Genomic DNA, 25,132 nt, shown 5'->3' with positions numbered 1-25,132 from the left:
TTCATCTCCTATAATTGTATAGGGAATAGTACATCCTTTATAGTTACTACAATCATAAGTCCAAATAAAAGCATAAGTCCAACATAATTCATAACTCCAACAATTTTTTCTGGAACTTTTCTTCTAGTAATAAGCTCTATAATTAACAGCACTGTCCATCCTCCATCTAAAGCAGGGAATGGTAACATATTAAATACTGCTAAATTTATACTAATAAAGGCTATAAAGTACATAAGATTCCATATACCATTTTTTGCGGCTTCTCCAGACATTCTAATAATAGAAACAGGACCACCAACATCAGTTTTAAAGTTAACTTTGCCAGTAAGCATCATTTTAAGACTTTTATAAGTTTGATTTATTACAGCTACAGTTTCTTTAAAACTTTGTTTAAAACTTTGAACTATGCCTGGATTTTCTACTCTTTCAAATCCAAAGCCAATCATATACTTTTCCCTTCCATTTTCCTCTACTAACTTAGGAGTAACAACAATTTCTTTTTTCTCCCCATTTCTTTCTATTAAGAAATTGATTGGATTATCCTTAGCTAAATTAATACCAATAGTCAAGTCATCTGATGAAAATACTTTACTACCATTAACTTTTAAGAATTTATCTCCCTCTTTTAAACCAGCTTCTATAGCAGGCATATTTTCTATTAAACTATCTACCTTTGGCAAACTATATCCAAACTTATTTAAAAATACTGTAAAGATAATTATAGCTAGTAAGAAATTCATAAATGCACCTGCTATAACTACACTTATTCTTCTAAGAGGTGATTTTGAAGAAAAACTTCTTTCGTCATAAACAGCTTCCTCTTCCCCCATCATTTTAACATATCCACCAATAGGAAACAAACCAATTGAATATTTTGTTTCTTTTCCCTCAGTAGAAAATATCTTTGGACCCATACCTATTGCAAATTCTTCAACCTTTATTCCATTTACTTTTGCCATTATAAAATGTCCAAGTTCATGTACTATTATAAGTAAACTAAAACCTAATATAGCATAAATAATATACAACTTATTTTCCTCCTAACTCCATCTAGCTCTTATATATTTTCTAACCCTATTATCTAAATGTATTATATTTTCTATTGTTATTTCTTTATTCTTTTCATCTTTAAACTCCTCTAATGCCTCTTCAATTATTTCAGGTATATCTAAGAATTTTATTTTCCTTTCTAATAATAAGGCAACAGCTTCTTCATTGGCACCATTTAATATACATGGAGCTAAACCACCTTCCTTACCAACTTCATAAGCAAGTTTTAAACATTTAAAGGTGTCTAAATCAGGCTTTTCAAAAGTTAAAGTACCAACTTCATAAAAATTAAGCTTCTTTGCAACTGCATTTTTTCTTTCTTTTTTATTTATTGCATATTGTATTGGTAGCTTCATATCAGGTGATCCTAATTGAGCTATAACACTAGCATCCTTATACTCAACCATTGAATGTATTATACTTTGTGGATGAACCACTACTTCTATATCTTCATAAGGACAATTAAATAAGAAATGTGCTTCTATAACTTCTAACCCCTTATTCATTAAAGTAGCAGAGTCTATTGATATTTTTTGACCCATGTTCCATTTTGGGTGCTTTAATGCATCTTCTACAGAAACATTCTTTAGAAATTCTATATTTTTTCCTCTAAATGGTCCACCAGAAGCTGTTAAAATAATTTTATTTACATCCTTTTCAGTATATCCATTCAAAGCTTGAAATATAGCACTATGTTCTGAATCAACAGGTAAAATATCTATGCCCATTTCCTTTGCTTTCTTCATAACTAACTCACCAGCAACTACTAGTGTTTCTTTGTTCGCTAAGGCTATGTCCTTTTTGGCTTCTATAGCTTTTAGTGTAGGTCTTAATCCTATCATTCCAACAACTGAAGTTACAACCATATCTATTTCTTTTAAAGATGCTATTTTTTCTAACCCTTCAATTCCTGAATAAACTGTTATATTCAAATTATTAGATAAACAATACTCCTTAACAGCTTTAGCACTTTGCTCATCCATCATGGCAACATATTTTGGATTAAATTCATTTATAATCCCTATTATTTTATTAACAGACGAATTAGCACTAATACCAATTAAATTTATCTCCTTATTAGAATTTCTAATTACATCCAAGGTTTGAGTCCCTATTGAGCCTGTAGCTCCTAAAATTGAAATGTTTTTCATGTTTTCCTCCTGTTTAACCTAATCTTTATAAATTAAGTCTTTTGCTATTATACTATAAATCGGACCTGCAATTATACCAATAAATCCAAACATATTTACACCTACGTAAATAGATACTATTACTATAATTGGATGAATATCAAGTTTACTACTTAAAAATTTAGCTTCTAAAATTTCTCTAGTAAATCTTTCTAATATATACAAAGAAATTAATCCAACTACTAACAAGTACCTCTTCATTATAATATTGTATATTATAATTGGTATAAAAACAATTGTTGTTCCCACAAAAGGAAGTATATCAAAAATTGCACATAAACTTCCAAGAAATAAACTATTAGGTATACCTAAAATTTTGAAGCCTATTGTAATAATTAAAGCACTAAATAATATAAGCTTTATTTCTATTTTAAATACATCTCGTAAGTTTTTACTCTTACTAATAATATTTACAACTAGATTTTCTGGAAAGACTTTGTTTATAACATTATATATTTTTTCCTTATCAATTAATATAAAAAAATTAATTACATTAGCTAAAAAATATGATATTACCCCATCTCCAGTAAATATAGCACTTTTCATTAACATATTACTATTAAAAAAGTTACCTATACTCTGTAATGTTTTATTTATATCTAAATTTAAAAACACCTTAATACTATTAATAAATGAATCTACAGTCACCATATTATTTCTATAAAATTTATAAAAAAACTCAAATAGTCTATTCCCAAAATAAAATAATATTATAAAAAAACTTAAATTAACCAATATAATGCTTATTATTGCTGAAAGTGATTTAGTAATATTACTTCTTAAAAGCAATTTATATATTGGATTAGTTATAAATACCAGAATTAACAATATAAAAAAAGGCTTAAAATAATTTTTTATTATTATGGTTATTATAGAAATAATAATAAAGATTATAAGTAAATTAATTATTTTCCCATAGGTATTATATAATTTCATAGCATTACTCCTTATTTTTTCATACTATGATTATATTAATTAAAATTATAATACATTACCTTTAAATTAATTATTACAATTTACTTAATTTAAAAATAATCATAAAATGAAAAAAGCTCCCCTTAGGAGCTTATAAAATACCTATTATATTAATTTTATATATTAATATGGAGCTGCTTTATATCAGCTCCACCAAGGGATAAATCTAAATACCTATAATAAATGTTAGGTAATAAAAAACTACTGCTGAATTAAATAATATAGAATCAAATCTATCTAAGATACCACCATGACCTGGTATTAAATTGCTGTAATCTTTAATTCCCACATATCTTTTAACTGATGAGGCAACTAAATCTCCAAATTGCCCCATAATTCCACATAAAGCTCCAATTAGAAAGAAGTGTATTATTTGAATCTCTGGTAAATAAGAAGATATTACAATTCCAAACACTCCACATCCTATTGTACTTCCTAAAAGTCCTCCTACAGCTCCAGCTATAGTTTTTTTAGGACTTACTTCAGGGCATAATTTCTTCTTCCCTAAGTATTTTCCAGAATAATATGCTAAAGTATCAGCTCCCCAAGAGCCTATAAATATAAGCCATACTAAAAAGTTACCACCTGTTTTATTATTAACAATAGGAATAAAACTAAATAGTACTCCTACATATAAAAACCCTAATAAGGTTATTGAAGCATCAATAAATGTATATTTTAAATTAATTACAGGTATTATTAATAAAATTATAGCAGCTAATACAAATATATATATCAAATTGCTAAAATCATTTCCTATTAAATAAAATACTGCTAAAACTATATATCCTATTACAGATATAGGGTTAAATTTTTTTACCTTTAAAGCATTATAAAATTCATATAATCCACATATTGATAGTAGGATTGTAAATCCCTTAAGCCAAACACCACCTAGTAAAATAAACACTATAAATGGTGCTATCATTGCCGCTCCTATATATCTACTATTTATTTTCATTTTTCCACCTCAATATTATACTCCACCATATCTTCTGTCTCTATTTTGATAATCGTAAATAGCTTGATGTAAGTGTTCTTTTTTGAAATCAGGCCAACAAACATTTGAATACCAAAACTCTGAATAAGCACATTGCCACAATAGGAAATTACTTATTCTTTGCTCTCCTGATGGTCTTATAATTAAATCTGGGTCTGGAATATCACTTGTATACAAATATTTTTGGAATACTTCTTCATTGATATCCTTTATATCTATATTACCTTTTTCTACTTCCTTTACAATAAGTTTTGTTGCTCTAATTATTTCATCTCTTCCACCATAATTAAAGGCAATATTAAGTACTATTCCTTTATTATTCTTTGTAACTTCAATAGCCTCTAATATTTCTTTTTGTGCATCTCCTGGAAGTTTATTTATATCTCCTAAGACTCTAATGACAACATCATTTTTATTTAGTTCAGCAAGTTCACTTCTTAAATACTCTACTAATAACTTCATTAGTGCAGAAACTTCATCATGAGGTCTTTTCCAGTTTTCAGTTGAGAAAGCATATAAAGTAAGATATTTTATTCCTAAAATATGAGCTTCTTTTATAACTCTTCTAATTGTCTCTACACCTGCTTTATGGCCCATTGTTCTTGGAAGCTTTCTTTGTTTAGCCCACCTGCCATTTCCATCCATAATTATAGCAATATGCTCAGGAATATTATTTTTATCTATAGCTATTTCAAACTTTTTATTTTTACTTTTACTAGTTTTAAAAACATTAAACATAATTCTATGTTCCTCCACCATTTTATATGGAAAAAACCTGCTTAATGGCAGGTTTTAAATTGACATAATCTCTTTCTCTTTTGCCGCAACTAAAGAATCAACTTCTTTAACATAGCCATCTATAATTTTTTGAACTTTTTCTTCTGAAGTTTTTAATTCATCTTCAGTTATGTCACCATCTTTTTTCAATGTTTTGATTTTATCATTAGCTTCTCTTCTTATAGATCTTAAAGCAACCTTTGCTTCTTCTCCAGTTTTCTTAACAACCTTAACTAGATTTTTTCTAGTTTCTTCTGTTAATTCTGGAACTACTAATCTAATAACACTTCCATCATTAGATGGATTAATTCCTAAATCTGATACTAATATAGCTTTCTCTATTTCTTTAATTAAGCTTTTTTCCCAAGGTGATATAACTAATACTCTTGGCTCTGGTGCTGAAATATTAGCTACTTGACTTAATGGGCATGGGCTTCCATAATAATCAATTTTAATTCTATCTAACATTGTTGGGTTAGCTCTACCAGCTCTTAAAGTTGATAAATCTGATTTAAGTACAGAAATAGTCTTTTTCATTTTTTCTTCTGCTTTTACTATAATATCTTTAATCATAATAACCTCCTATTTTTTAGATGAAACTAAAGTTCCTATTTTATCACCAGAAATAGCTCTTTTTATATTTCCTGGTTCATCTAATCCAAATACTAAGATTGGAATATTGTTATCCATACATAAAGATGTAGCTGTAGAATCCATAACTTGTAATCCTTGTTCAAGTACTTCTATATAAGTAAGAGTATCATATTTTTTAGCATCGTCATATTTATGTGGATCTTTGTCATAAACTCCATCTACTTTTTTAGCTAAAAGTATTACATCAGCTTCTATTTCAGCTGCTCTTAAAGCTGCTGTAGTATCAGTTGAGAAATATGGATTTCCTGTACCAGCTGCAAAAATAACAACTCTTCCCTTTTCTAAATGTCTTACAGCTCTTCTTCTTATAAATGGTTCTGCAATTTCTTTCATTTCTATAGCAGTTTGAACTCTAGTCATTACACCATTTTGTTCAAGTGAATCTTGTAGTGCTAATGCATTTATGCAAGTAGCAAGCATTCCCATATGATCAGCTTGTGATCTATCCATACCTTCTCCACTTCTACCTCTCCATATATTTCCGCCACCTACAACTAAACCTACTTCAACACCCATGTTTACTAGATCTTTTACTTCTAATGTTATTCTTTTTACAATATCAAAATCAAAACCGAATCCATTTTCTCCTGCTAATGCTTCCCCTGAAACCTTAAGTATAACTCTCTTATATTGACTTTTTTCCATTCTTAGTACCTCCATTCATATAAGTTGTTTCCTAAAAAAAGAGAACACAATATGTGTCCTCCTTTGTATTACTTACTCATCTTTGCTACTTCTTCAGCAAAGTTATCTTCAGCCTTTTCGATACCTTCTCCTCTTTCGAATCTTACAAACTTATTGATAGTTATAGGAGAACCAACTTCCTTGGATTTTTCTTGAAGGTATTTGCTTATGCTCTTATCGCCATCTTTTACCCATGCTTGATCTAAAAGACATACTTCTTTATAGTACTTTTGAATTCTTCCCATTACCATCTTTTCTACAATGTTTTCTGGTTTTCCTTCATTTAAAGCTTGAACTCTATAAATTTCTTTTTCTTTTTCCAATTCTTCTGTATCAACATCTTCTCTGCTTAAGAATGATGGATTAGCAGCTGCAACTTGCATACAAACATCTTTAGCTACTTCCTTTAATACAGCAGTGTTATCAGCTTCACAGTTTAATTCAACAACAACACCAATTCTTCCGCCACCGTGGATATAGCTTTCAACCACACCATTAGCAACATTGAATTTATCAAATCTTCTTACTGTCATGTTTTCGCCTAATTTAGCTATTAAAGCTGTAAGTGCTTCTGACACTGTGTTTTCAGCATCAAACTTTTCAGCAACAAATTCTTCTACGTTTTTAGCAGCAGTAACAGAAGCCATTTCTGCTAATCTAGTTGCAAAGTTAACAAATTCTTCATTAGCTGCAACGAAATCTGTTTCACAGTTTAATTCAACTATACCAGCTGATTTACCATCTTCTGATATGTAAGTTTTTACAATTCCTTCAGCAGCAATTCTTCCTGCTTTCTTAGCAGCAGCAGCAAGACCCTTTTCTCTTAATATTTCAATAGCTTTTTCCATATCTCCTTCAGATGCTGTTAAAGCTTTTTTGCAGTCCATCATTCCTGCGCCAGTTTTTTCTCTTAATTCTTTAACTGATTGAGCAGTTATCATAATGTTATTCCTCCTAACTTATTGTAAACCTTATAATCTAGGTTAAAAGGTAAATGAGATGTCTCACCTACCTTTTAAATATTATTACTCAGCTAATTGTTCGCCTTGTCTTCCTTCAAGTATACCATCAGCCATTTTAGCAGTTATTAATTTAACAGCTCTTATAGCATCATCGTTACCTGGAATTACGTAATCAACTTCTTCTGGATCACAGTTAGTATCTACAATACCTACTACTGGAATTCCTAAAATTCTAGCTTCTGAGATAGCATTCTTTTCTTTTCTTGGATCTACTACAAATATAGCACCTATATTGTTAGCATCTAAGTTCTTAATACCACCTAAGTTCTTTTCTAGTTTTTCCATTTCACCTTTTAATTTTATAACTTCTTTCTTAGGTAAAACTTCAAAAGTACCGTCTTCTTCCATAGCCTTTAAAGCTTCTAATCTGTTAATTCTAGTTTTGATAGTCTTGAAGTTAGTTAACATACCACCTAACCATCTATTGTTAACGAAGTGCATGTTTGATCTTATTGCTTCTTCTTCTATAGCTTCTTGAGCTTGCTTTTTAGTTCCAACAAATAAGATATCTTTTCCTTCTGCAGCAACTTCTTTAATGAATTCATAAGCTTCATCTACTTTTTTAACAGTTTTTTGAAGATCTATTATATATATTCCATTTCTTTCTGTGAATATATATGGAGCCATCTTAGGGTTCCATCTTCTTGTTTGATGTCCGAAATGAACACCTGCTTCTAATAATTGTTTCATTGATATAACTGACATTTCCTTACCTCCTGGTTATTTCCTCCATTATCTTCTTGTAAAGCTTCCTTTTAGGCACCATCTCTACAAATTGGATAATGTGTGTATTTCTTACCTTTGTTAGTATATCACAAGCTTTTAACAGTATCAACAATTTTTTTAATATAAATATTAATAAATCAAATAATTATTCTAATATTAAAAAACGTTAAATTAATCTTATTAATTTAACGTTTTTAGTTTATGTTAATTTATTTTTTTTAATTCATCTAATAATTTATCATTTAAAATCTTTATATGTGTTCCCTTCATTCCAAGAGATCTTGATTCAATAACCCCTGCACTTTCAAATTTTCTTAATGCATTAACAATTACACTTCTAGTTATTCCAACTTTATCAGCTATTTTTGATGCAACTAAAAGACCTTCATTTCCTTCTAATTCTCCAAAAATATGCTCAACAGCTTCAAGTTCTGAATAAGATAAAGTTCCTATTGCTAATTGAACTACTGCTTTTTTTCTAGCTTCTTCTTCAATTTCAACTTGTTTTGCTCTTAATATTTCTGTTCCAACTATAGTTGCACTATATTCAGCAAGAACTAAATCATCATCAGTAAAATGTTCTGCAAATCTTGCAAGTATCAATGTCCCTAATCTTTCCCTATTTCCCATTATTGGAACAATAGTAGTAATCTTATCTTCCATTATGCATTTACCTGCATCTTCGAATACACATACACCTTCATTAGGTAAATTAGCAATACTTTCATTAATGCTTAATAAATTTTCATTATACTCTTTTGGAAATCTTTTTTCATCTAATACTTGTTTTTTCATTATATCACATTCGAAATTTTTAGAAAATGCATATCCAAGCACTTTACCTTTTCTACTAGTCACATATACATTACATGATAAAACATCACTTAACAACTCACATATATCTTCAAAAGCAACAGGATCCGTTCCTGACTTTTGTAATATCTTATTTAACATTCTAGTCTTATTTAACAATGCTGACATTCACTCTTCCTCCTACGAATAGACCATTAAATTTTTAGAAAATTTGGAATTATATAAATTTTCCAAAAACATATTTATTACTTATTTATACTATCATAGGATTTTTTTATTTTCAACAAAATTCTTAGCAATTTCGACATTTCCCCTGAAAAAATATTTAATTTTAATATTTTATCAATGTGTAATCAGTTTCTTTTACTCATTCCTCATCTTTGGTGTTATTCATATTAACAATTTTGTTACAATTTGAATTTGAACATTGTGCATAGTTTCCCTTAGTTTTACTATATTTCAAAACCATATACTCACCACAATCTGGACATTTATCTTTTAATGGTTCATTCCAACTTACAAAGTCACAATTAGGATAATTAGAACACCCGAAGAATTTTTTTCCTTTTTTGCTTTTTTTAGCTAATATCTTTCCTCCACATTTCGGGCAAGGTGCATCAATTTCCTCTACTATAGGTTTTGCATTTTTACATTCTGGATATCCAGGACATGCTAAAAACTTTCCATACCTACCACGTTTTATAACCATCATCCTACCACATTTATCACATGGAACATCACTTACTTCATCTTCTATTACAACTTTAGATATTTCTTTTTCTGCTTTTTCTAAAGCTATTTTTAATGGACTAAAAAATTCTTCTACAACTTTTTTCCAATCCTCTTTACCTTCTTCAATATAATCTAAATTTCTTTCCATTTCTGCTGTGAAATCTACATCAACAATTTGTTCAAAATATTCTCCCATTATATTGTTAACAATAAATCCAAGTTCAGTAGGAAATAAATTTTTCTTTTCTCTATTAACATAGTCTCTGCTTAATAAAACAGAAATTGTAGGAACATAAGTACTTGGTCTTCCAATGCCTTTTTCTTCTAACAACTTAACAAATGACGCTTCAGTATACCTTGCTGGTGGTTGAGTAAAGTGTTGTTTTCCTTCTATATTAACTTTATTCAATTCATCATTTTCTTCTAATACAGGTAATGAAACATCTTCATTATCCTCTTCAGTCATATACTCATAAAGCTTCATAAATCCATCAAATTTTACTGTAGATCCAGTTGCTTTAAATTTATAATCTCCGTTCATTATTTCTATACTATTAGTGTTTAATTCACAAGATGCCATTTGACTTGCCATAAACCTATTCCAAATTAAAGAATACAATTTATATTGTTCTGTAGTTAATGAGCTTTTCGCTATCTCTGGAGTTATTTCAATTACAGATGGTCTAATTGCTTCATGTGCATCTTGAATATTTTTCTTACTTTTATAAACTCTTGGTGTACTTGGTATATATTTTTCACCAAAATTAGAATTTATAAAATCAAGAGCTTTCCCTTGCGCTTCATCAGATATTCTAACAGAGTCTGTTCTCATATAAGTAATAAGACCTACTGTTCCATATCCTTTCACCTCAACACCTTCATATAATACCTGTGCAATAGACATAGTTCTTTTAGTCATAAAATTTAACTTTTTTGAAGCTTCTTGTTGAAGTGTACTAGTAGTAAAAGGTGGTAAAGGATTTTTTATTTTTGTTCCCTTTTTAACTTTAGTAACTATAAATTTATCTTTTTTTAGCTCTTCAATTATTTTATTACTTTCTTCTTCTGAATTTATTTCTATTTTTTTACCTTTGTATTGTGTTAATTTAATAGGAAATTTTTTTCTATCCTTTGTTGCAATACATTCTACAGTCCAATATTCCTTAGGCTCAAAAGCTTTTATTTCTGTTTCTCTATCACATATTAGCTTTAATGCTGCAGATTGAACTCTTCCTGCACTTAAACCCCATTTAACATTTTTCCATAAAATAGGACTTATTTCATAACCAACTAATCTATCTAAAACTCTTCTTGCTTGTTGAGCATCAACTAAATTATTATTAATTTGTCTAGCTTCTTTTAGAGATGATTTTACAGCACTTTTTGTTATTTCATTGAAAACAATCCTACATTTTTTATCTTCTGATATTTTTAATATATTTGCTAAATGCCAAGAGATAGCTTCACCCTCACGATCGGGGTCAGTTGCAAGAAAAACTTTATCAGCTTTTTTAGCAGCCTTCTTTAATTTAGCTATTAAATCGCCTTTTCCTCTTATAGTTATATACTTTGGATTAAAATTATCTTCTATATCAACGCCTAATGTACTTTTAGGCAAATCTCTAACATGCCCCATAGATGCTTCTACTATATAATTTTTACCAAGATACTTCCCTATAGTCTTAGCCTTTGCAGGTGACTCTACTATTACAAGATTTTGTCCCATACGTCACTAACTCCACTTTATATGGAGTTTACACCCCCCTTAACTTATATTGATTTAGCATAATAATTGCCTGGAAGACAAATAATTTCATTTCTATTTTGCATTTCAAATAATAACTCAAACAATACCTTTCTGTCAACATTTACAGATTCTATAATATCATCTAAATGTATAGGTTCATTATTAATTACATTTAAAATTGTTAATTTATATGTGTTTTCTACTTCATTTTTATACTTTTCTTTAATTATACTTAAAAAATCGTATAAATCTTCTATTTCTGTAAAAGGTTTGGCACCATCTCTAATTAATTTATTACAACCTTCACTATTTCCATTAAAAACTGGTCCTGGTATTGCCATTATGTCCATACCAAGATCCAAGGCATAATTTACTGTAATTAAGCTACCACTTTTCACATTTGCTTCTATTATAATTAACTTGCTGCTTATTCCACTAATTATTCTATTTCTTCTCGGAAAATTATAAGCAGCCGGAGGAGTTCCTGGTAAAAATTCCGAAATTATTAACCCATCATTTCTTAGTATGTCTTCATATAATATTTTATTATTCTTAGGATATATCACATCTATACCACATCCTAAAACACCTATAGTTCTTCCGATATAATTTATAGCACTTTTTTGTGCAATAGAATCTATTCCAATAGCTAACCCACTTACTACAGTAAAATTATTTTCACTTATTTCTTTTCCTATTATCTTAGCTACCTCTGCACCATAGGAACTACACTTTCTAGCACCAATAACTGCTATTAAATCTCCTTTTAACAACTCCAAATTACCTTTATAAAAAATTACATAAGGTGGTTCACTTAAATGTTTTAATTTTTCTGGATATTCTTTAGATCTTATTGTTATATAACTTATATTATTTTTATTTATGTATTCTTTAAATCTTTCTATTTTTTCTTCTGTTACTTCTTCTACATTTATTTTTTTTAATTCCTTTATTATACTACTATTTCTTCTAATATTTAATTCATCATTGTATTTTTTAATAATATTAATTTTCTTATCATTTGAAAGTTTTGTCAATATAAACCAAATCTCATTATTATCCATATAATCTCCTTTTATACTATTTCCCCTTCTATATTCTTTCTATAACCTAATGCTTCAATAATATGATAATCAAATACATTTTCACATCCATCTAAATCTGCTATAGTTCTTGATATTCTTAATAATTTATCATAACCTCTCATGGTTAAGTCAAAATTTTTATAAAAACTTCCAATTAACAGCTTTGAAGACTTTGATATATTAAATAAATTATCGATATCTTTTCCTTTAACTTCAGAATTATAATTATATATTGTATTTTTAAATCTAAATTTTTGTATTTCTCTTGATCTTAGAACATTTTCTTTCATTTTTTTTGAACTTATATTATTATTTCTATTATTTATTTCATCATATTTTATTTTAGGTACAAAATTCAACAAATCAATTCTATCAAGTAATGCTCTAGATAATCTAGACATATACCTTTTTCTTTCACTTTCACTACAAATACATTTGCTGTCACTTGCTCCACCTAAGTACATTCCACATTGGCAGGTATTGCATGCAGCTATAAATAAAAAATTTGAAGGTAATTTGTAGCTACCATTAATTCTATTTATATTTATAACTTTTTCTTCTAATGGTTCTCTTAATACTTCTAATACTTCTCTTTTAAATTCTAATATTTCATCTAAAAACAAAACCCCATTATGAGCTAAAGTTATTTCGCCAGCCTTTATTTCCTTTCCACCTCCAACTAAAGCAGTCCTTGTTATTGTATGATGAGGGTTTCTGAATGGCCTAATTATATCATTATCACCTGAAAATAGACCTGATGCACTATATATCTTAGCAATTTCAATTTCTTCTTTGTTAGATAATGGTGGCATTATGGAAGGTAAAGCTCTTGCAAGCATTGTTTTTCCAGATCCAGGTGTGCCATATAAAAGCACATTATGTCTTCCAGCTGCAGATATTTGCATAACTCTCTTTGATGTATTTTGCCCAATAATATCTGAATAATTAAATACTTCTTTTTTTAAGCTTTTCCCTTCTACATCAAATATATAAGGTAGTAAATCTTTATTTTCTATAAATGAAATAACTTCATTTAGATTTTTAAAAGGATAGAAATTTCCAATATTAAAATTTCTAAGTTCCTTTAAATTATTTATTGGAAATATAAAATTATTCTTTTTTTTGCTATCACCTTCAAATATAATAGGTAGAATTCCCTTTATCTCTTTTAAATCTCCTCCTAAAGATAGCTCTCCAAAAATAATATACTCTTTTAAATCTATTGTTTTTATTTGATTCGATTTCATAAGTATTCCTATTGCTATTGGCAAATCTAATAATGATCCTATTTTTCTAATATCAGCAGGAGCTAGGTTAATAGTAATTCTTCCAAGAGGAAATTCATATCCACTATAAACTATTGCAGATCTTACTCTTTCCTTAGATTCTTTTATTGCTGCATCTGGTAGACCTACAATACTGAAAGTTGGCATCCCCTTATTAATATCTACTTCCACAGTAATTAACATTCCGTCTAACCCATTATGAGTGGCACTTATTATTTCAATTGACAAACTAATCACCTCTTTAAAGATTATTGACAATAAAAAATAATTACTAACCATATTATAAAGAATTATTTATATTATTTTAGTCAATATTTTAAATGGGTGATTTTATGAAAAAATATAATAAAGACATTGGTTCCTATGGAGAAAATTTAGCTATAGATTATTTAGCAAAAAAAAATTATAACTTACTAGCTAAAAACTTTAGAAATAGACATGGTGAAATAGATCTAATCTTTAAAGAATCAGATACTATAATATTTATAGAAGTAAAAAGTAGGTACAGTTATCACTTTGGTTTGCCCCGTGAGTCTGTTACCTACTTTAAACAAAAACAAATTATTTATATTTCTAATTATTTTTTATATAAATATAAATTATTAAATCACAATTGTAGATTTGATGTTATTGAAATTTATTTTAACAAAAATAATAATTCATATTATATAGAACATATAAAAGATGCCTTTAGACCTTATTAAAAATTATAATATATTTTTTAAAAATGACATTCTATGTATCTGGCAGGTTCCAAACTTCTTAATTCCTTCAATATGTTTAATAGTACCATAACCAGCATTTTCTTCAAACCCATAATGTGGGTATTTTTTAGAGTAATCTTTCATTAAATTATCTCTATAAACTTTAGCTAATATAGATGCTGCAGCTATAGATGCTGATTTTGAATCTCCTTTTATTACTGATTTGTTTTCTATATTTATACCTTTAACTAAATAACCATCTGATAGAACTAAATCTGGTTTTATATTCATTGATGTACACGCTTCTAAAAATATACTATTATTACAATAAGCTACGCCTTTTTCATCAATATCAGCATTAGATTTTTCTGATATGTGATAAGCTAAGGCTTTCTTCTTAATTTCCTTTGCTAACTCTTCTCTTTTCTTTTCAGATAATTTTTTTGAATCATTAAGCCAAAGTATAAGTTCATCATCTATTACATTTAAATCTAATATAACAGCACAAGCTACAATAGGCCCTGCAAGGGGTCCTCTTCCAACCTCATCTACACCAGCTATATAAGTATAATTTCCAAACCCTTTGTCAAAATTATACATTTTCCTAACTCTTTCACATTCTGCTTTTAATTTATCTCTTTCTTTTTTTATCTTTTCACTTAAAGCTTTTACATTTTTTCTTTTATCTATAGCTAATTTATCTATTAAATAAACAAGCTCTGCATTATTCTTTTCTTCTGCTATATTTATTTCATCAACTAAATTCTTTATCTCTTTATAACTTAAGGCTTCTATTTCTTTATTTAATAATTCTAACATACTAATCCTCTTTTTCTTTAGTAGGATATTCTAATGAAATATTACCTACTTTTCCACCTCTAAATTCATCTAATAATATAACAGCAATACGATTATAATCTATTTCTCCACCTTTTATTAAACAACCTCTTTTCCTAGCAATACTATTTAAAGTTTCTAAAGGATCTTCATTTACATCTTCTATTTTATATCTTTCAATAAGGTTAGTTTTGTAATATTCTTGTAATCTCTTTACTAAATTATATGAAAGTTCTTCTATATCCATAATTTCATCCTTTATGGCACCAGTAAAGGCTAAGTTTAATGCAGTTTCATCATCTTCAAACTTAGGCCATAAAACTCCAGGTGTATCTAACATTTCAATATCCATCTTTGTTTTTATCCATTGCTTACTTTTAGTTACCCCAGGTCTATCCCCTGTTTTTGCAATATTATTCTTTGCCATCTTATTTATAAATGTAGATTTGCCAACGTTTGGAATACCAACCACCATAACTCTCATTTGAATTTTTACTAATCCCTTAGCTTTTAATCTATCATGTTTTTCTTTTAATAAAGCTTCTAAAGTTGGTTTAATTTGGTTTAATCCCTTACCACTTAAACAATTTACTTCTAAAACTTTTACAGTTTCTGATGATAAACTATCTATCCACATCTTTGTAACTCTATTTTCAGATAAGTCACTTTTATTTAGCAGTATTATTCTAGGTTTTCCATCACAAAGCTTATCTATATCAGGGTTTGCAGAACTTCTTGGTATTCTAGCATCTCTTATTTCAATTACTGCATCTACTAATTTTAAGTTTTCTTTAATTTCTCTTTGAGTTTTTTTCATATGCCCTGGAAACCAGTTTATTTTACCCATTATTTATCTCCTCCGTAAAATTTATTTATTATTATTATATCAAAATTTAAGTTTATAAATCATAATTATAAAAGAAAAAGGGACTTAAACAAGTCCCTTACTTAGTAATTAGAAATTATCTAACGTTTAATTCTTTAACTTTAGCAGCCTTACCTACTCTATCTCTTAAGTAGAATAACTTAGCTCTTCTAACTTTACCTTTTCTTACAACTTCCATCTTATCAATGATTGGAGAGTTCATTGGGAAAGTTCTTTCTACTCCAGTTCCGTAAGCAACTCTTCTTACAGTGAAAGTTTCTCTTAATCCACCGTTTTGCTTCTTGATAACTGTTCCTTCGAACATTTGAATTCTTTCTCTTGTTCCTTCTTTGATCTTAACATAAACTTTAACAGTGTCTCCAACATTAAAGTTTGGAAGATCGTTTCTTAATTGTTCTGCTTCTATAGCTCTTATTATTTCGTTCATTGTGTAAGTCCCTCCTTGATTTTTTATTAGACGTTCTTAACAAATACTTGACAGAGGACCGCCCGTACTAACACAAAGCTAATTTTAACATAATTAATCTTATAGCACAATATTTTTATTTATACTTTTCTAAAATTTTTTTATCTTCTTTGCTTAAGGTTATTTTATCATATAAATCTTTTCTTCTTTCCTTTGTAATAAGTAAAGATTTTGCCCTTCTCCACTTTCTTATATTTTCATGATGCCCAGAAAGTAACACTTTAGGAACTTTATCTCCTTCAAACTCTTCTGGCCTAGTATATTGAGGATATTCTAATAAACCTTCTGAAAAGGATTCATCTTCATAGCTTTCTTCTTTTCCTAAAACTCCACTTTTTAATCTTAAAATAGAATCTATTACTGGAATTGCAGCCATTTCTCCTCCTGTTAATATAAAATCACCAAGTGAAATCTCTAAATCTATATGTTTATACACTCTTTCATCTATTCCTTCATAATGTCCACATAGAAAAATAAGGCCTTCTTCTTTTGCTAATTCTTTAGCCATTTCTTGATTAAAAGTTTTTCCTCTAGGTCCTAAGAATATTACCTTTCCACTATTATTCTTTTTACAAGCTCTTATAGAATCAACAATTGGTTGAGGAGTCATTACCATTCCAGCTCCTCCACCATAAGGATAATCATCAACTTTTTTATGCTTGTTTAATGTAAAATCTCTTATATTCATTGTATTAATTTCAACAATTCCCTTATCTTTTGCTTTTCCAATTATACTATGATTAAAAATATCAAACATCTCTGGAAATAATGTAAGAATATTAATCTTCATCTTGCCATTCTCCTACAGGCTTTATAGTTATTTTCCTATTTTCAATATCAATATCTGTAACTATTTCTAATAATACTGGTATTAATAGTTCCTTTGGTTTTCTAATCCAATAAACATCATTATTTTTAGTTTGAATTACATCATATACTTCGCCTAAATCTTTACCATTGGTATCAAAAACAGTACAACCTATAATATCTGCTATATAATATGTATCCTCTTCTAAAGGAACAGCATATTCTCTTGGTATTTCCATATACTTATTCTTATATTTTTCTGCTTCTTCTATTGTATTTATACCTTCAATTTTAACTATTACTCTATCTTTTTGATATTTGCAGCCTTGAATTTTTCTTTCAATACCATCTATTAATACAAAGTCTAACTCATTATATCTCTTTGGATCATCTGTTAAGGGTATAACCTTTACTTCTCCCCTTAATCCATGAGTGTTAACTATTTTTCCAACTCTTAAAATATCTTTCATCTTTACACCTCTTATTACAAATTAATAATTTATAATGCATAATGTATAATTTAGGTTAAACTATTTATTTAATTATCCATTATTCATTAGAATTGTACATAAACAAATATACATATTTGTTATTTAATTAGTATAGGCAAATATATTAATATTTCTATTATACCTATCTATAATTATATAGATACATTAGAAGTATTACATCTTATCTTAAAATAATGTTTAAAAAGAGCTAGGAAAACCCTAACTCTTCTTATCAATAATTTCAACTACTACATTTTTATTTTCTCTCATGGCTGCTGCTTTTACAACAGTTCTAATAGCTTTAGCTATTCTTCCCTGTTTGCCTATTACTTTTCCCATGTCTGCAGGAGCAACCTTTAGTTCCAGAATAATTGATTGCTCTCCTTGTACTTCATTTACATGAACTTCATTCGGATTATCCACAAGGGACTTAGCTATATTTTCAATTAATTCCTTCATAAACACCTGTAATTATATATAATTACAGAGTTCACCTCCTAAAAAATTACTTATTTAATCCTGCTTGAGTAAATAGTCTCTTAACTACATCTGTAGGTTGAGCTCCATTTTGTACCCATTTAGTAGCTTTTTCTTCGTTGATTTTGATTTCAGCTGGTTCAGTTAAAGGATTGTAGTATCCAATTTCTTCGATGAATCTACCATCTCTTGGTGATCTTGAATCAGCAACAACTATTCTATAGAAAGGAGCTTTCTTAGCACCCATTCTTCTTAATCTGATTTTTACTGCCATGTTTTTCACCTCCTTTAAAAAATATAATTTATCTTAACTCATAAAAGGTAATTTACCAAAGAATCCTTTTTTAGATTTCTTTTGCATAGATTTCATTTGTTTCATTTGTTTTCTCATTACATCAAATCCCTTAATGAGTTTATTAACATCTTGCAATGATGTACCTGATCCTTTTGCTATTCTCTTCTTTCTTGAAGAAGAACCAGAAATAAGCTTTGGATTTCTTCTTTCCTTTGGAGTCATAGAATAAATTATAGATTTTACTTTGTTTAGCTCTTTTTCGCCTGCATCAAAATCTATATTTTTCATTTCCTTAGGGATTCCAGGTATCATTTCCATAATCTTGCTCAAAGAACCTAATTTTTTCATTTGTTCCATTGCAGATAAATAATCTTCATAAGTAAAATCATTTTCTAACATTCTAGAACTTAATTCTTGAGCTTCCTTGTCATCAAAAGCTTGCTGAGCCTTTTCTATTAAAGATAAGACATCTCCCATCCCTAATATTCTTGAAGCCATTCTATCTGGATAGAAAACTTCAAAGTCGCTCATTTTTTCTCCTACACCAATAAATTTTATTGGTTTTTCTGTAATATGTCTAATTGATAATGCTGCTCCCCCTCTAGTATCACCATCAAGTTTTGTTAAAATAACACCAGAAATATCTAAAGTATTATTGAAACTTTCAGCAACATTTACTGCATCTTGACCTGTCATAGAATCTACTACAAGCAAGATTTCTTGAGGTTTAACTTCAGCTTTTATTGATTTTAATTCATCCATAAGATTTTCATCTATATGAAGTCTACCAGCAGTATCTATTATTATTACATTATTTCCATTTTCTCTTGCATGAGCTATCCCTGCCTTTGCTATATCTACAGGATTAACCTTATCACCCATTTGGAAAACTGGAATATCTATCTGCTTTCCAACTACCTCTAATTGCTTTATAGCAGCTGGCCTATATATATCACAGGCTACTAATAGAGGTTTTTTATTTTGCTTTCTAAGTTGTAGTGCAAGTTTTCCACTCATAGTAGTTTTACCTGCTCCTTGTAGACCAACCATCATTATTACAGTTGGACCTACTGAGTTAAAGTTTAACTTGCTTTCACTACCACCCATAAGTTCAGTAAGTTCTTCGTTAACAATTTTTATAACTTGTTGAGCTGGAGTTAAGCTTTCTAGCACATCATTTCCAACGCACTTTTCACTTACTCTTGAAATAAACTGCTTAACAACTTTAAAGTTAACATCTGCTTCAAGTAAAGCTAATTTTACTTCCCTCATGGCTTCTTTTATATCTTTTTCAGTTAGCTTCCCCTTACTTCTAAGTTTTTTAAAAGCTTCCTGTAATTTATCGGATAAACCTTCAAAAGCCATATTATCCCCTCCTATGATTTTATAACTCTTCTAAATTACTTTTGTACTTTTCATAATCCTCTTCACTAATAGAATACTTTTCTCTTAACTCATTAAGAAGATTATTTATTATTACTTCTTGCTCAAAACTTTTTTTAAGCAAATTAAGTTTCTCTTCATAGGATAGAAATTGTTTATAACATCTCTTAATTAAATCATGGATAGCTTGACGACTTGTGTTATTCAATTCAGCAATTTCAGCTAAGGATAAATCCTCATTATAATAAAGCTCCATAATCTTATATTGTTTTTCAGTTAATAATGGACCGTATAAATCCATCAATAATGAAATCTCAACCCTATCTTCCATTTCATCACCTTACCCACAAATGAGATTTTAACAAAACAACTCTATGCTGTCAAGTATTTTTACTTAACACCCTATAAAAAATTTAAAATTTGAAATGTAGAATGTAGAATTAAGGAAATAACTTAGCTTTGCTAAGTTATAGATTTTAATGAAATTCAGCAAAAGCTAAATTTCAACATTAATTTTACATTTTTTATTCTAAAACAGTGCTTCTGCAAAGCTTTCTGCATCAAATTCTTGAAGGTCATCTATTCCTTCTCCTACCCCTATATATTTTACAGGAATGTTTAATGAATTTTTAATGGATATTACTACTCCACCTTTTGCAGTACCATCTAGCTTAGTTAGTATTATACCATCTATTGGGCAAGCCTCCATAAACTGTTTTGCTTGTATTACTGCATTTTGTCCAGTAGTAGCATCTAAAACTAATAATGTTTCTTTTTTAGCTCCATCAAATTCTCTATCTATTATTCTACCTATTTTAGATAATTCATCCATAAGATTCTTCTTGTTGTGTAATCTTCCTGCAGTATCACATATTAATAAATCTATATTTCTTGCTTTTGCAGCGTTCACTGCATCAAATACTACAGCTGCTGGATCTGATCCTTCACTATGTTTTATTAAATCCACACCAGCTCTATCACTCCATACTTCTAGTTGATCTATTGCAGCCGCTCTAAAAGTATCAGCAGCAGCTAAAATAACTCTCTTGCCTTCCTTTTTGTTTTTTGCTGCAAGTTTACCAATTGAGGTAGTTTTACCTACTCCATTTACTCCTATAACTAATAATACCTTTTTACCTGTTTCATCTTCACTTCTTATTTCTTCTGTTCCCTCAAGTAACATATTTTTAATAACTTCTTTTAAAGCAGGATATACTTCACTTGGATCATTTATTTTTTCTTTTCTAATCTTATCTTTTAATCTATTTATTATTTCTATAGTTGTATCCATTCCAATATCAGACATAACTAATATTTCTTCAAGTTCTTCATATAAATCTTCATCTATAGTAATAGCTAATTTTAATGTTTCATTAATTTTATCTGTTAACGCATCTTTAGTTTTTGAAAGTCCATTTTTTAAATTATCAAATATTTTTCCGAATATAGCCATGATTTACCTCCTAATTTTCTTTACTTAAGTCTACTGATACTACCTTAGAAACACCTTTTTCCTCCATAGTAATTCCATACATAACATCACTAGCTTCCATGGTTCCTTTTCTATGAGTTATAACTATAAATTGTATATTCTCTGAAAATTCTCTTAAAAATTCAGCATATCTATATACATTTGCATCATCTAGAGCAGCTTCTATTTCATCTAATATGCAAAATGGAGTAGGCTTCATCTTTAATATAGCAAATAATAGAGCAATGGCAGAAAGAACTTTTTCTCCACCAGACATTAAATTAATATTTTGAAGTTTCTTTCCTGGTGGTTGAACATTGATTTCTATATCTGCTGTAAGTTCATCACCTTCTCCTAAAATAAGTTCTGCATTTCCCCCCTTAAATAAATCTTTAAAGGTTTCATTAAAATTTTTATTTAATATTGTAAAGTTTTCTCTAAATAACTCTTGCATTTTTATAGTCATTTCATTTATAACTGTCATTAATTCTTCTTTAGCCATGTTTAGATCTTCTTCTTGAGAAGACATAAATTGATACTTTTCACATACTTCTTCATATTCTGCTATAGCAGCAAGATTTACTGTTCCTAATTCAGTAATTTGATTTTTTATTTTAAAAATCTCTTCCTTCACCTTGGATATATTTTCAATTTTCACTGCTATTTCCATTGCTTCTGCTAAAGTTAAATTTAATTCTTCGTTTAATTTAATATAGTAATTTTCTCTTTCACTTTCTAATTTTGCAAAAGATATTTCTTTTCTATTCAAATCAATTTCTAATACTCTTATTTCTTCAATTATTAGATTTGATTCTCCATCCTTTATTTTTAGCTTATCTTTTAAACTTATTCTACTAGCTTCATCAAATTTAAAAACATCTTCTAATTCATTTAATCTTTTATTAACTTCTGAAATAAACATTGTTTTATCTTCTATTAATTTTCTTAAATAGTTTATATTACTACTCTTTTCATCATTATCTTTTTTAAGAGAGAAAATTCTTTCTTCTTTTTCTTTTTCTTCTTTTTCTTTTCTCCTAAGATCTGATTGCCTTGAATAAACTACTTCATCTAATTTAGCTTTCTCTATCTTTACTTGGATATTTTCTTCTTTTATTTTATCAAAAACTTCTTTCTTTTCTATAAGTTCCCTTTGAATAATTTCAATTCTTTCCTTATTTTCTTCCTTAGTATTTTGTAGTAATCTTAAATTTTCTTCCTTTTTTACAATTTCATCTCTTAATTTTACTAAGGTTTCATTATTTAAAGATATTTCTTTTTTAGAAACTTCTAATGAATTCTTCAACTTCAAGCTTTCATTTTCTAAGGCTCTAACTTCACTTTCAAATCTTGTTATATCAATATTTTTTTCGTGTATATCATCACTTTTATTTAATATATCTTCATCAATTTCTCTTATTTCATCTCTTATTTTATCTAAAAGTAATAATTCAGAGTTGTAACTACTCTTATTAGTATTTATAGATTCCTCTAATTCTTGAATTTCTCTTCTTCTACCTAAAATACTAGAATTATTTTTCTTATATATACTTCCTCCAGTTAAAGCTCCACCAGGACTTATTACTTCACCATCTAAGGTTACTATTCTTATTTTATAGTTTCCTAATCTAGATATTATTAAAGCTGCTTCCATATTTTCAGCTATAATAGTTTTCCCTAGTGAATAATCCATTATTTCTTTATATTTATTATCATAATTTAATAAATCAGATGCAAGGCCAATATATCCCTTTACATTCTTTATATCATTAGATACATTTATTCTGCTTCCCTTAATTATATTTAAAGGTAAGAAAGTTGCCCTCCCCAAAGAATTTTTCTTTAAATATTCTATTAAAAGCTTTGCTGTATTTTCATCTTCTGTTATTACATTTGATATAGCTCCACCTAAAGATATTTCTATTGCGGTTTCATATTTTTTATCAACTGTAAAAATTTCTCCTAATACACTAGCTCCTTTTCCATAAGGTATTTGACCCTTTTCAATTCTTTCCATTAATTTTTTAATAGATAATTGATACCCTTCATAGCTTTTTTCTAAGTCTCTAAGAGTAGTTAATTTACCATCTAAGATATTTATCTTCTTTGCTATTTCTCTAATAAATCTTTCTTTTCTAGTTAATTGACTACTTAATGCTCCTATTTTTTTTCTATTATCTATAATATTAGCTTCAATTTCTTCCTTTAGTTTCTTTATAGTATTAATTTTCTCATTAATACTTGATATAGTTGCTATGTTAATACTTATATTGCCTTCTATAGCCTTTAAGTTATTTTCACCGCTTGTACTAAGTTCTTCTTTATTTACTATTTCCTTATTAATAATAGCTATATCATTATTTATTTCTGAAGTTCTTCTTAAAATTTCAAATTCATCTTCTTTAATTTTCTCAGAATCTTCTTCTAATTTTTTTATTTCATTAATTAATTTATAATTAGTTGACTCAAATTCCTTAATTAAATTTTCCTTATTAATTTGTTCTTTTATTTTTTCTTCAAGTTCTATTAATAATAAATCCTTCTCTTTTCTTGATTTTATTAATACTTCTTCCAATCTTAATATTTCTTCATTATCTTTTTTTATAACTTCTTCAAAGTTTTTTATTCTTTCTTTGTATATCTCAATATCATTTAAGCTTTTATTTACTTCTTCCTTTTTTGTATAATACTCTGTCTTTTCAGCATTATTTTTCTTTTCAATAGTTTCAATTTCTTCTTCTAAATGAACAAGTTCTTCCTTTAGCTTATTTAATATTTCTCTTTTTTCTTTGATATTTTCACTTTTATTTGTTATTTCTACATTTATTGACTTAATATCTTTATCTATGACACCTATATTATTTACAAGTAAAGATACTTCCCTTACCCTTAAATCATCTGAAAGAACATTATACTTTAATGCTTTTTCTCTTTCCTCTTTTAAAGGTTCAATTCTCTCTTCATATGTAGAAATTATATCTCTAATTCTTGTTAAATTATTTTCAGTATTAGATAATTTTCTTTCTGCCTCTTCTTTTCTAGATTTAAATTTAACAATACCTGCCGCCTCTTCAAGAATTGCTCTTCTATCATCAGCTTTTCCACTTAGTATTGCTTCAATTTTCCCTTGCCCTATAAGGGAATAACCTTCTTTTCCTATACCTGTATCCATAAAAAGGCTATGAATATCTTTAAGTCTACACTTTTGATTATTTATTAAATATTCTGTTTCTCCTGATCTAAAAATTCTTCTAGTTATAGTTACCTCTGAGTAATCAGTATCTAAAGAGTTATCAGAATTATCTAGAGTAAGTGAAACTTGTGCTAACCCTACTGCTTTTCTAAATTGTGTCCCAGCGAAAATTACATCTTCCATCTTTCCGCCTCTTAAAGTTTTAACACTTTGTTCTCCAAGAACCCATCTTACAGAGTCAGAAATATTACTCTTCCCACTTCCATTTGGACCAACTACTGCTGTTACTCCTTTTTTAAAGTTTAAATTGGTTTTATCTGCAAAAGATTTAAAACCTCTTATTTCTAGGGATTTTAAAAACATAGATACACTCCTTAACTA

General features: G+C 28.1%; 25 protein-coding genes. 1 reads left to right on the top strand and 24 read right to left on the bottom strand.

Annotated features, from left to right (window positions below):
- Positions 1-8: 8 nt before the first annotated feature.
- The 13 genes from ACQRD5_RS03575 to ACQRD5_RS03515 all read right to left on the bottom strand — a co-directional run bounded on the left by ACQRD5_RS03575 (position 9) and on the right by ACQRD5_RS03515 (position 13,969).
- Positions 9-1,028, bottom strand: coding sequence for a M50 family metallopeptidase (locus ACQRD5_RS03575; protein ID WP_291625162.1), 1,020 nt, complete (start codon positions 1,026-1,028; stop codon positions 9-11).
- Between the two features lie 12 nt (positions 1,029-1,040).
- The gene (gene dxr / locus ACQRD5_RS03570; protein WP_291625163.1) at positions 1,041-2,201 is read right to left on the bottom strand and encodes a 1-deoxy-D-xylulose-5-phosphate reductoisomerase; all 1,161 of its coding nucleotides are present in this window, start codon (positions 2,199-2,201) and stop codon (positions 1,041-1,043) included.
- Between the two features lie 18 nt (positions 2,202-2,219).
- Positions 2,220-3,176: an AI-2E family transporter gene (locus ACQRD5_RS03565; protein ID WP_291625164.1), complete on the bottom strand. Its 957-nt coding sequence runs from the start codon at positions 3,174-3,176 to the stop codon at positions 2,220-2,222.
- Between the two features lie 205 nt (positions 3,177-3,381).
- Positions 3,382-4,176, bottom strand: a complete 795-nt coding sequence (locus ACQRD5_RS03560; RefSeq protein WP_291625165.1) for a phosphatidate cytidylyltransferase — start codon at positions 4,174-4,176, stop codon at positions 3,382-3,384.
- Between the two features lie 15 nt (positions 4,177-4,191).
- Positions 4,192-4,953: an isoprenyl transferase gene (locus ACQRD5_RS03555; protein ID WP_291625167.1), complete on the bottom strand. Its 762-nt coding sequence runs from the start codon at positions 4,951-4,953 to the stop codon at positions 4,192-4,194.
- Between the two features lie 54 nt (positions 4,954-5,007).
- Entirely contained in the window at positions 5,008-5,565 is a 558-nt protein-coding gene (frr, locus tag ACQRD5_RS03550) for a ribosome recycling factor (protein WP_291625168.1), read from the bottom strand.
- 9 nt (positions 5,566-5,574) lie between these two features.
- Positions 5,575-6,291, bottom strand: coding sequence for a UMP kinase (gene pyrH, locus ACQRD5_RS03545; protein ID WP_291625169.1), 717 nt, complete (start codon positions 6,289-6,291; stop codon positions 5,575-5,577).
- A 68-nt stretch (positions 6,292-6,359) separates the two neighbouring features.
- Positions 6,360-7,271: a translation elongation factor Ts gene (gene tsf / locus ACQRD5_RS03540; RefSeq protein WP_291625170.1), complete on the bottom strand. Its 912-nt coding sequence runs from the start codon at positions 7,269-7,271 to the stop codon at positions 6,360-6,362.
- 84 nt (positions 7,272-7,355) lie between these two features.
- Entirely contained in the window at positions 7,356-8,057 is a 702-nt protein-coding gene (gene rpsB, locus ACQRD5_RS03535; RefSeq protein ID WP_291625171.1) for a 30S ribosomal protein S2, read from the bottom strand.
- Positions 8,058-8,282: 225 nt separating this feature from the next.
- Complete coding sequence (gene codY, locus ACQRD5_RS03530; protein WP_291625172.1) at positions 8,283-9,059, bottom strand: GTP-sensing pleiotropic transcriptional regulator CodY; 777 nt, start codon at positions 9,057-9,059, stop codon at positions 8,283-8,285.
- A gap of 199 nt (positions 9,060-9,258) precedes the next feature.
- Positions 9,259-11,349, bottom strand: coding sequence for a type I DNA topoisomerase (gene topA, locus ACQRD5_RS03525; RefSeq protein ID WP_291625173.1), 2,091 nt, complete (start codon positions 11,347-11,349; stop codon positions 9,259-9,261).
- 44 nt (positions 11,350-11,393) lie between these two features.
- Positions 11,394-12,434, bottom strand: a complete 1,041-nt coding sequence (gene dprA / locus ACQRD5_RS03520; RefSeq protein WP_291625174.1) for a DNA-processing protein DprA — start codon at positions 12,432-12,434, stop codon at positions 11,394-11,396.
- Positions 12,435-12,445: 11 nt separating this feature from the next.
- The gene (locus tag ACQRD5_RS03515; protein WP_427746510.1) at positions 12,446-13,969 is read right to left on the bottom strand and encodes a YifB family Mg chelatase-like AAA ATPase; all 1,524 of its coding nucleotides are present in this window, start codon (positions 13,967-13,969) and stop codon (positions 12,446-12,448) included.
- A gap of 104 nt (positions 13,970-14,073) precedes the next feature.
- Between ACQRD5_RS03515 and ACQRD5_RS03510 the strand changes: the two genes are divergently transcribed.
- The gene (locus ACQRD5_RS03510) at positions 14,074-14,445 is read left to right on the top strand and encodes a YraN family protein (RefSeq protein WP_291625176.1); all 372 of its coding nucleotides are present in this window, start codon (positions 14,074-14,076) and stop codon (positions 14,443-14,445) included.
- 3 nt (positions 14,446-14,448) lie between these two features.
- Here ACQRD5_RS03510 and ACQRD5_RS03505 read toward each other — a convergent pair whose 3' ends face one another.
- The 11 genes from ACQRD5_RS03505 to smc all read right to left on the bottom strand — a co-directional run bounded on the left by ACQRD5_RS03505 (position 14,449) and on the right by smc (position 25,114).
- Positions 14,449-15,264, bottom strand: coding sequence for a ribonuclease HII (locus ACQRD5_RS03505; RefSeq protein ID WP_291625177.1), 816 nt, complete (start codon positions 15,262-15,264; stop codon positions 14,449-14,451).
- 1 nt (position 15,265) lies between these two features.
- Positions 15,266-16,129: a ribosome biogenesis GTPase YlqF gene (gene ylqF / locus ACQRD5_RS03500; RefSeq protein ID WP_291625178.1), complete on the bottom strand. Its 864-nt coding sequence runs from the start codon at positions 16,127-16,129 to the stop codon at positions 15,266-15,268.
- Positions 16,130-16,244: 115 nt separating this feature from the next.
- Complete coding sequence (rplS, locus tag ACQRD5_RS03495; RefSeq protein WP_291625179.1) at positions 16,245-16,595, bottom strand: 50S ribosomal protein L19; 351 nt, start codon at positions 16,593-16,595, stop codon at positions 16,245-16,247.
- Between the two features lie 115 nt (positions 16,596-16,710).
- Positions 16,711-17,424: a tRNA (guanosine(37)-N1)-methyltransferase TrmD gene (trmD, locus tag ACQRD5_RS03490; RefSeq protein WP_291625180.1), complete on the bottom strand. Its 714-nt coding sequence runs from the start codon at positions 17,422-17,424 to the stop codon at positions 16,711-16,713.
- Positions 17,414-17,911: a ribosome maturation factor RimM gene (rimM, locus tag ACQRD5_RS03485; protein ID WP_291625181.1), complete on the bottom strand. Its 498-nt coding sequence runs from the start codon at positions 17,909-17,911 to the stop codon at positions 17,414-17,416. The genes trmD and rimM overlap by 11 nt, the downstream gene beginning before the upstream one ends.
- Before the next feature lie 240 nt (positions 17,912-18,151).
- Entirely contained in the window at positions 18,152-18,391 is a 240-nt protein-coding gene (locus tag ACQRD5_RS03480; RefSeq protein ID WP_291625182.1) for a KH domain-containing protein, read from the bottom strand.
- Positions 18,392-18,437: 46 nt separating this feature from the next.
- Positions 18,438-18,683 carry a 30S ribosomal protein S16 gene (gene rpsP / locus ACQRD5_RS03475; RefSeq protein ID WP_291625183.1) on the bottom strand — a complete coding sequence of 82 codons (246 nt, stop codon included), beginning with the start codon at positions 18,681-18,683 and terminating at the stop codon, positions 18,438-18,440.
- A gap of 33 nt (positions 18,684-18,716) precedes the next feature.
- Positions 18,717-20,069, bottom strand: a complete 1,353-nt coding sequence (gene ffh / locus ACQRD5_RS03470) for a signal recognition particle protein (protein ID WP_291625184.1) — start codon at positions 20,067-20,069, stop codon at positions 18,717-18,719.
- A 19-nt stretch (positions 20,070-20,088) separates the two neighbouring features.
- Complete coding sequence (locus tag ACQRD5_RS03465) at positions 20,089-20,418, bottom strand: putative DNA-binding protein (RefSeq protein WP_294167842.1); 330 nt, start codon at positions 20,416-20,418, stop codon at positions 20,089-20,091.
- Between the two features lie 198 nt (positions 20,419-20,616).
- Complete coding sequence (ftsY, locus tag ACQRD5_RS03460; protein ID WP_291625278.1) at positions 20,617-21,534, bottom strand: signal recognition particle-docking protein FtsY; 918 nt, start codon at positions 21,532-21,534, stop codon at positions 20,617-20,619.
- Between the two features lie 16 nt (positions 21,535-21,550).
- On the bottom strand, positions 21,551-25,114 hold the full coding sequence (gene smc, locus ACQRD5_RS03455; protein ID WP_320899670.1) for a chromosome segregation protein SMC: 3,564 nt from the start codon (positions 25,112-25,114) through the stop codon (positions 21,551-21,553).
- Between the last annotated feature and the right edge of the window lie 18 nt (positions 25,115-25,132).

The organism is Clostridium sp. SGI.024, from assembly GCF_050315195.1.
In the GTDB taxonomy this organism is placed as follows: domain Bacteria; phylum Bacillota; class Clostridia; order Clostridiales; family Clostridiaceae; genus Clostridium.
Note: the sequence above shows the minus strand (reverse complement) of the source record. Positions and strands in the feature narration are given on the sequence as shown.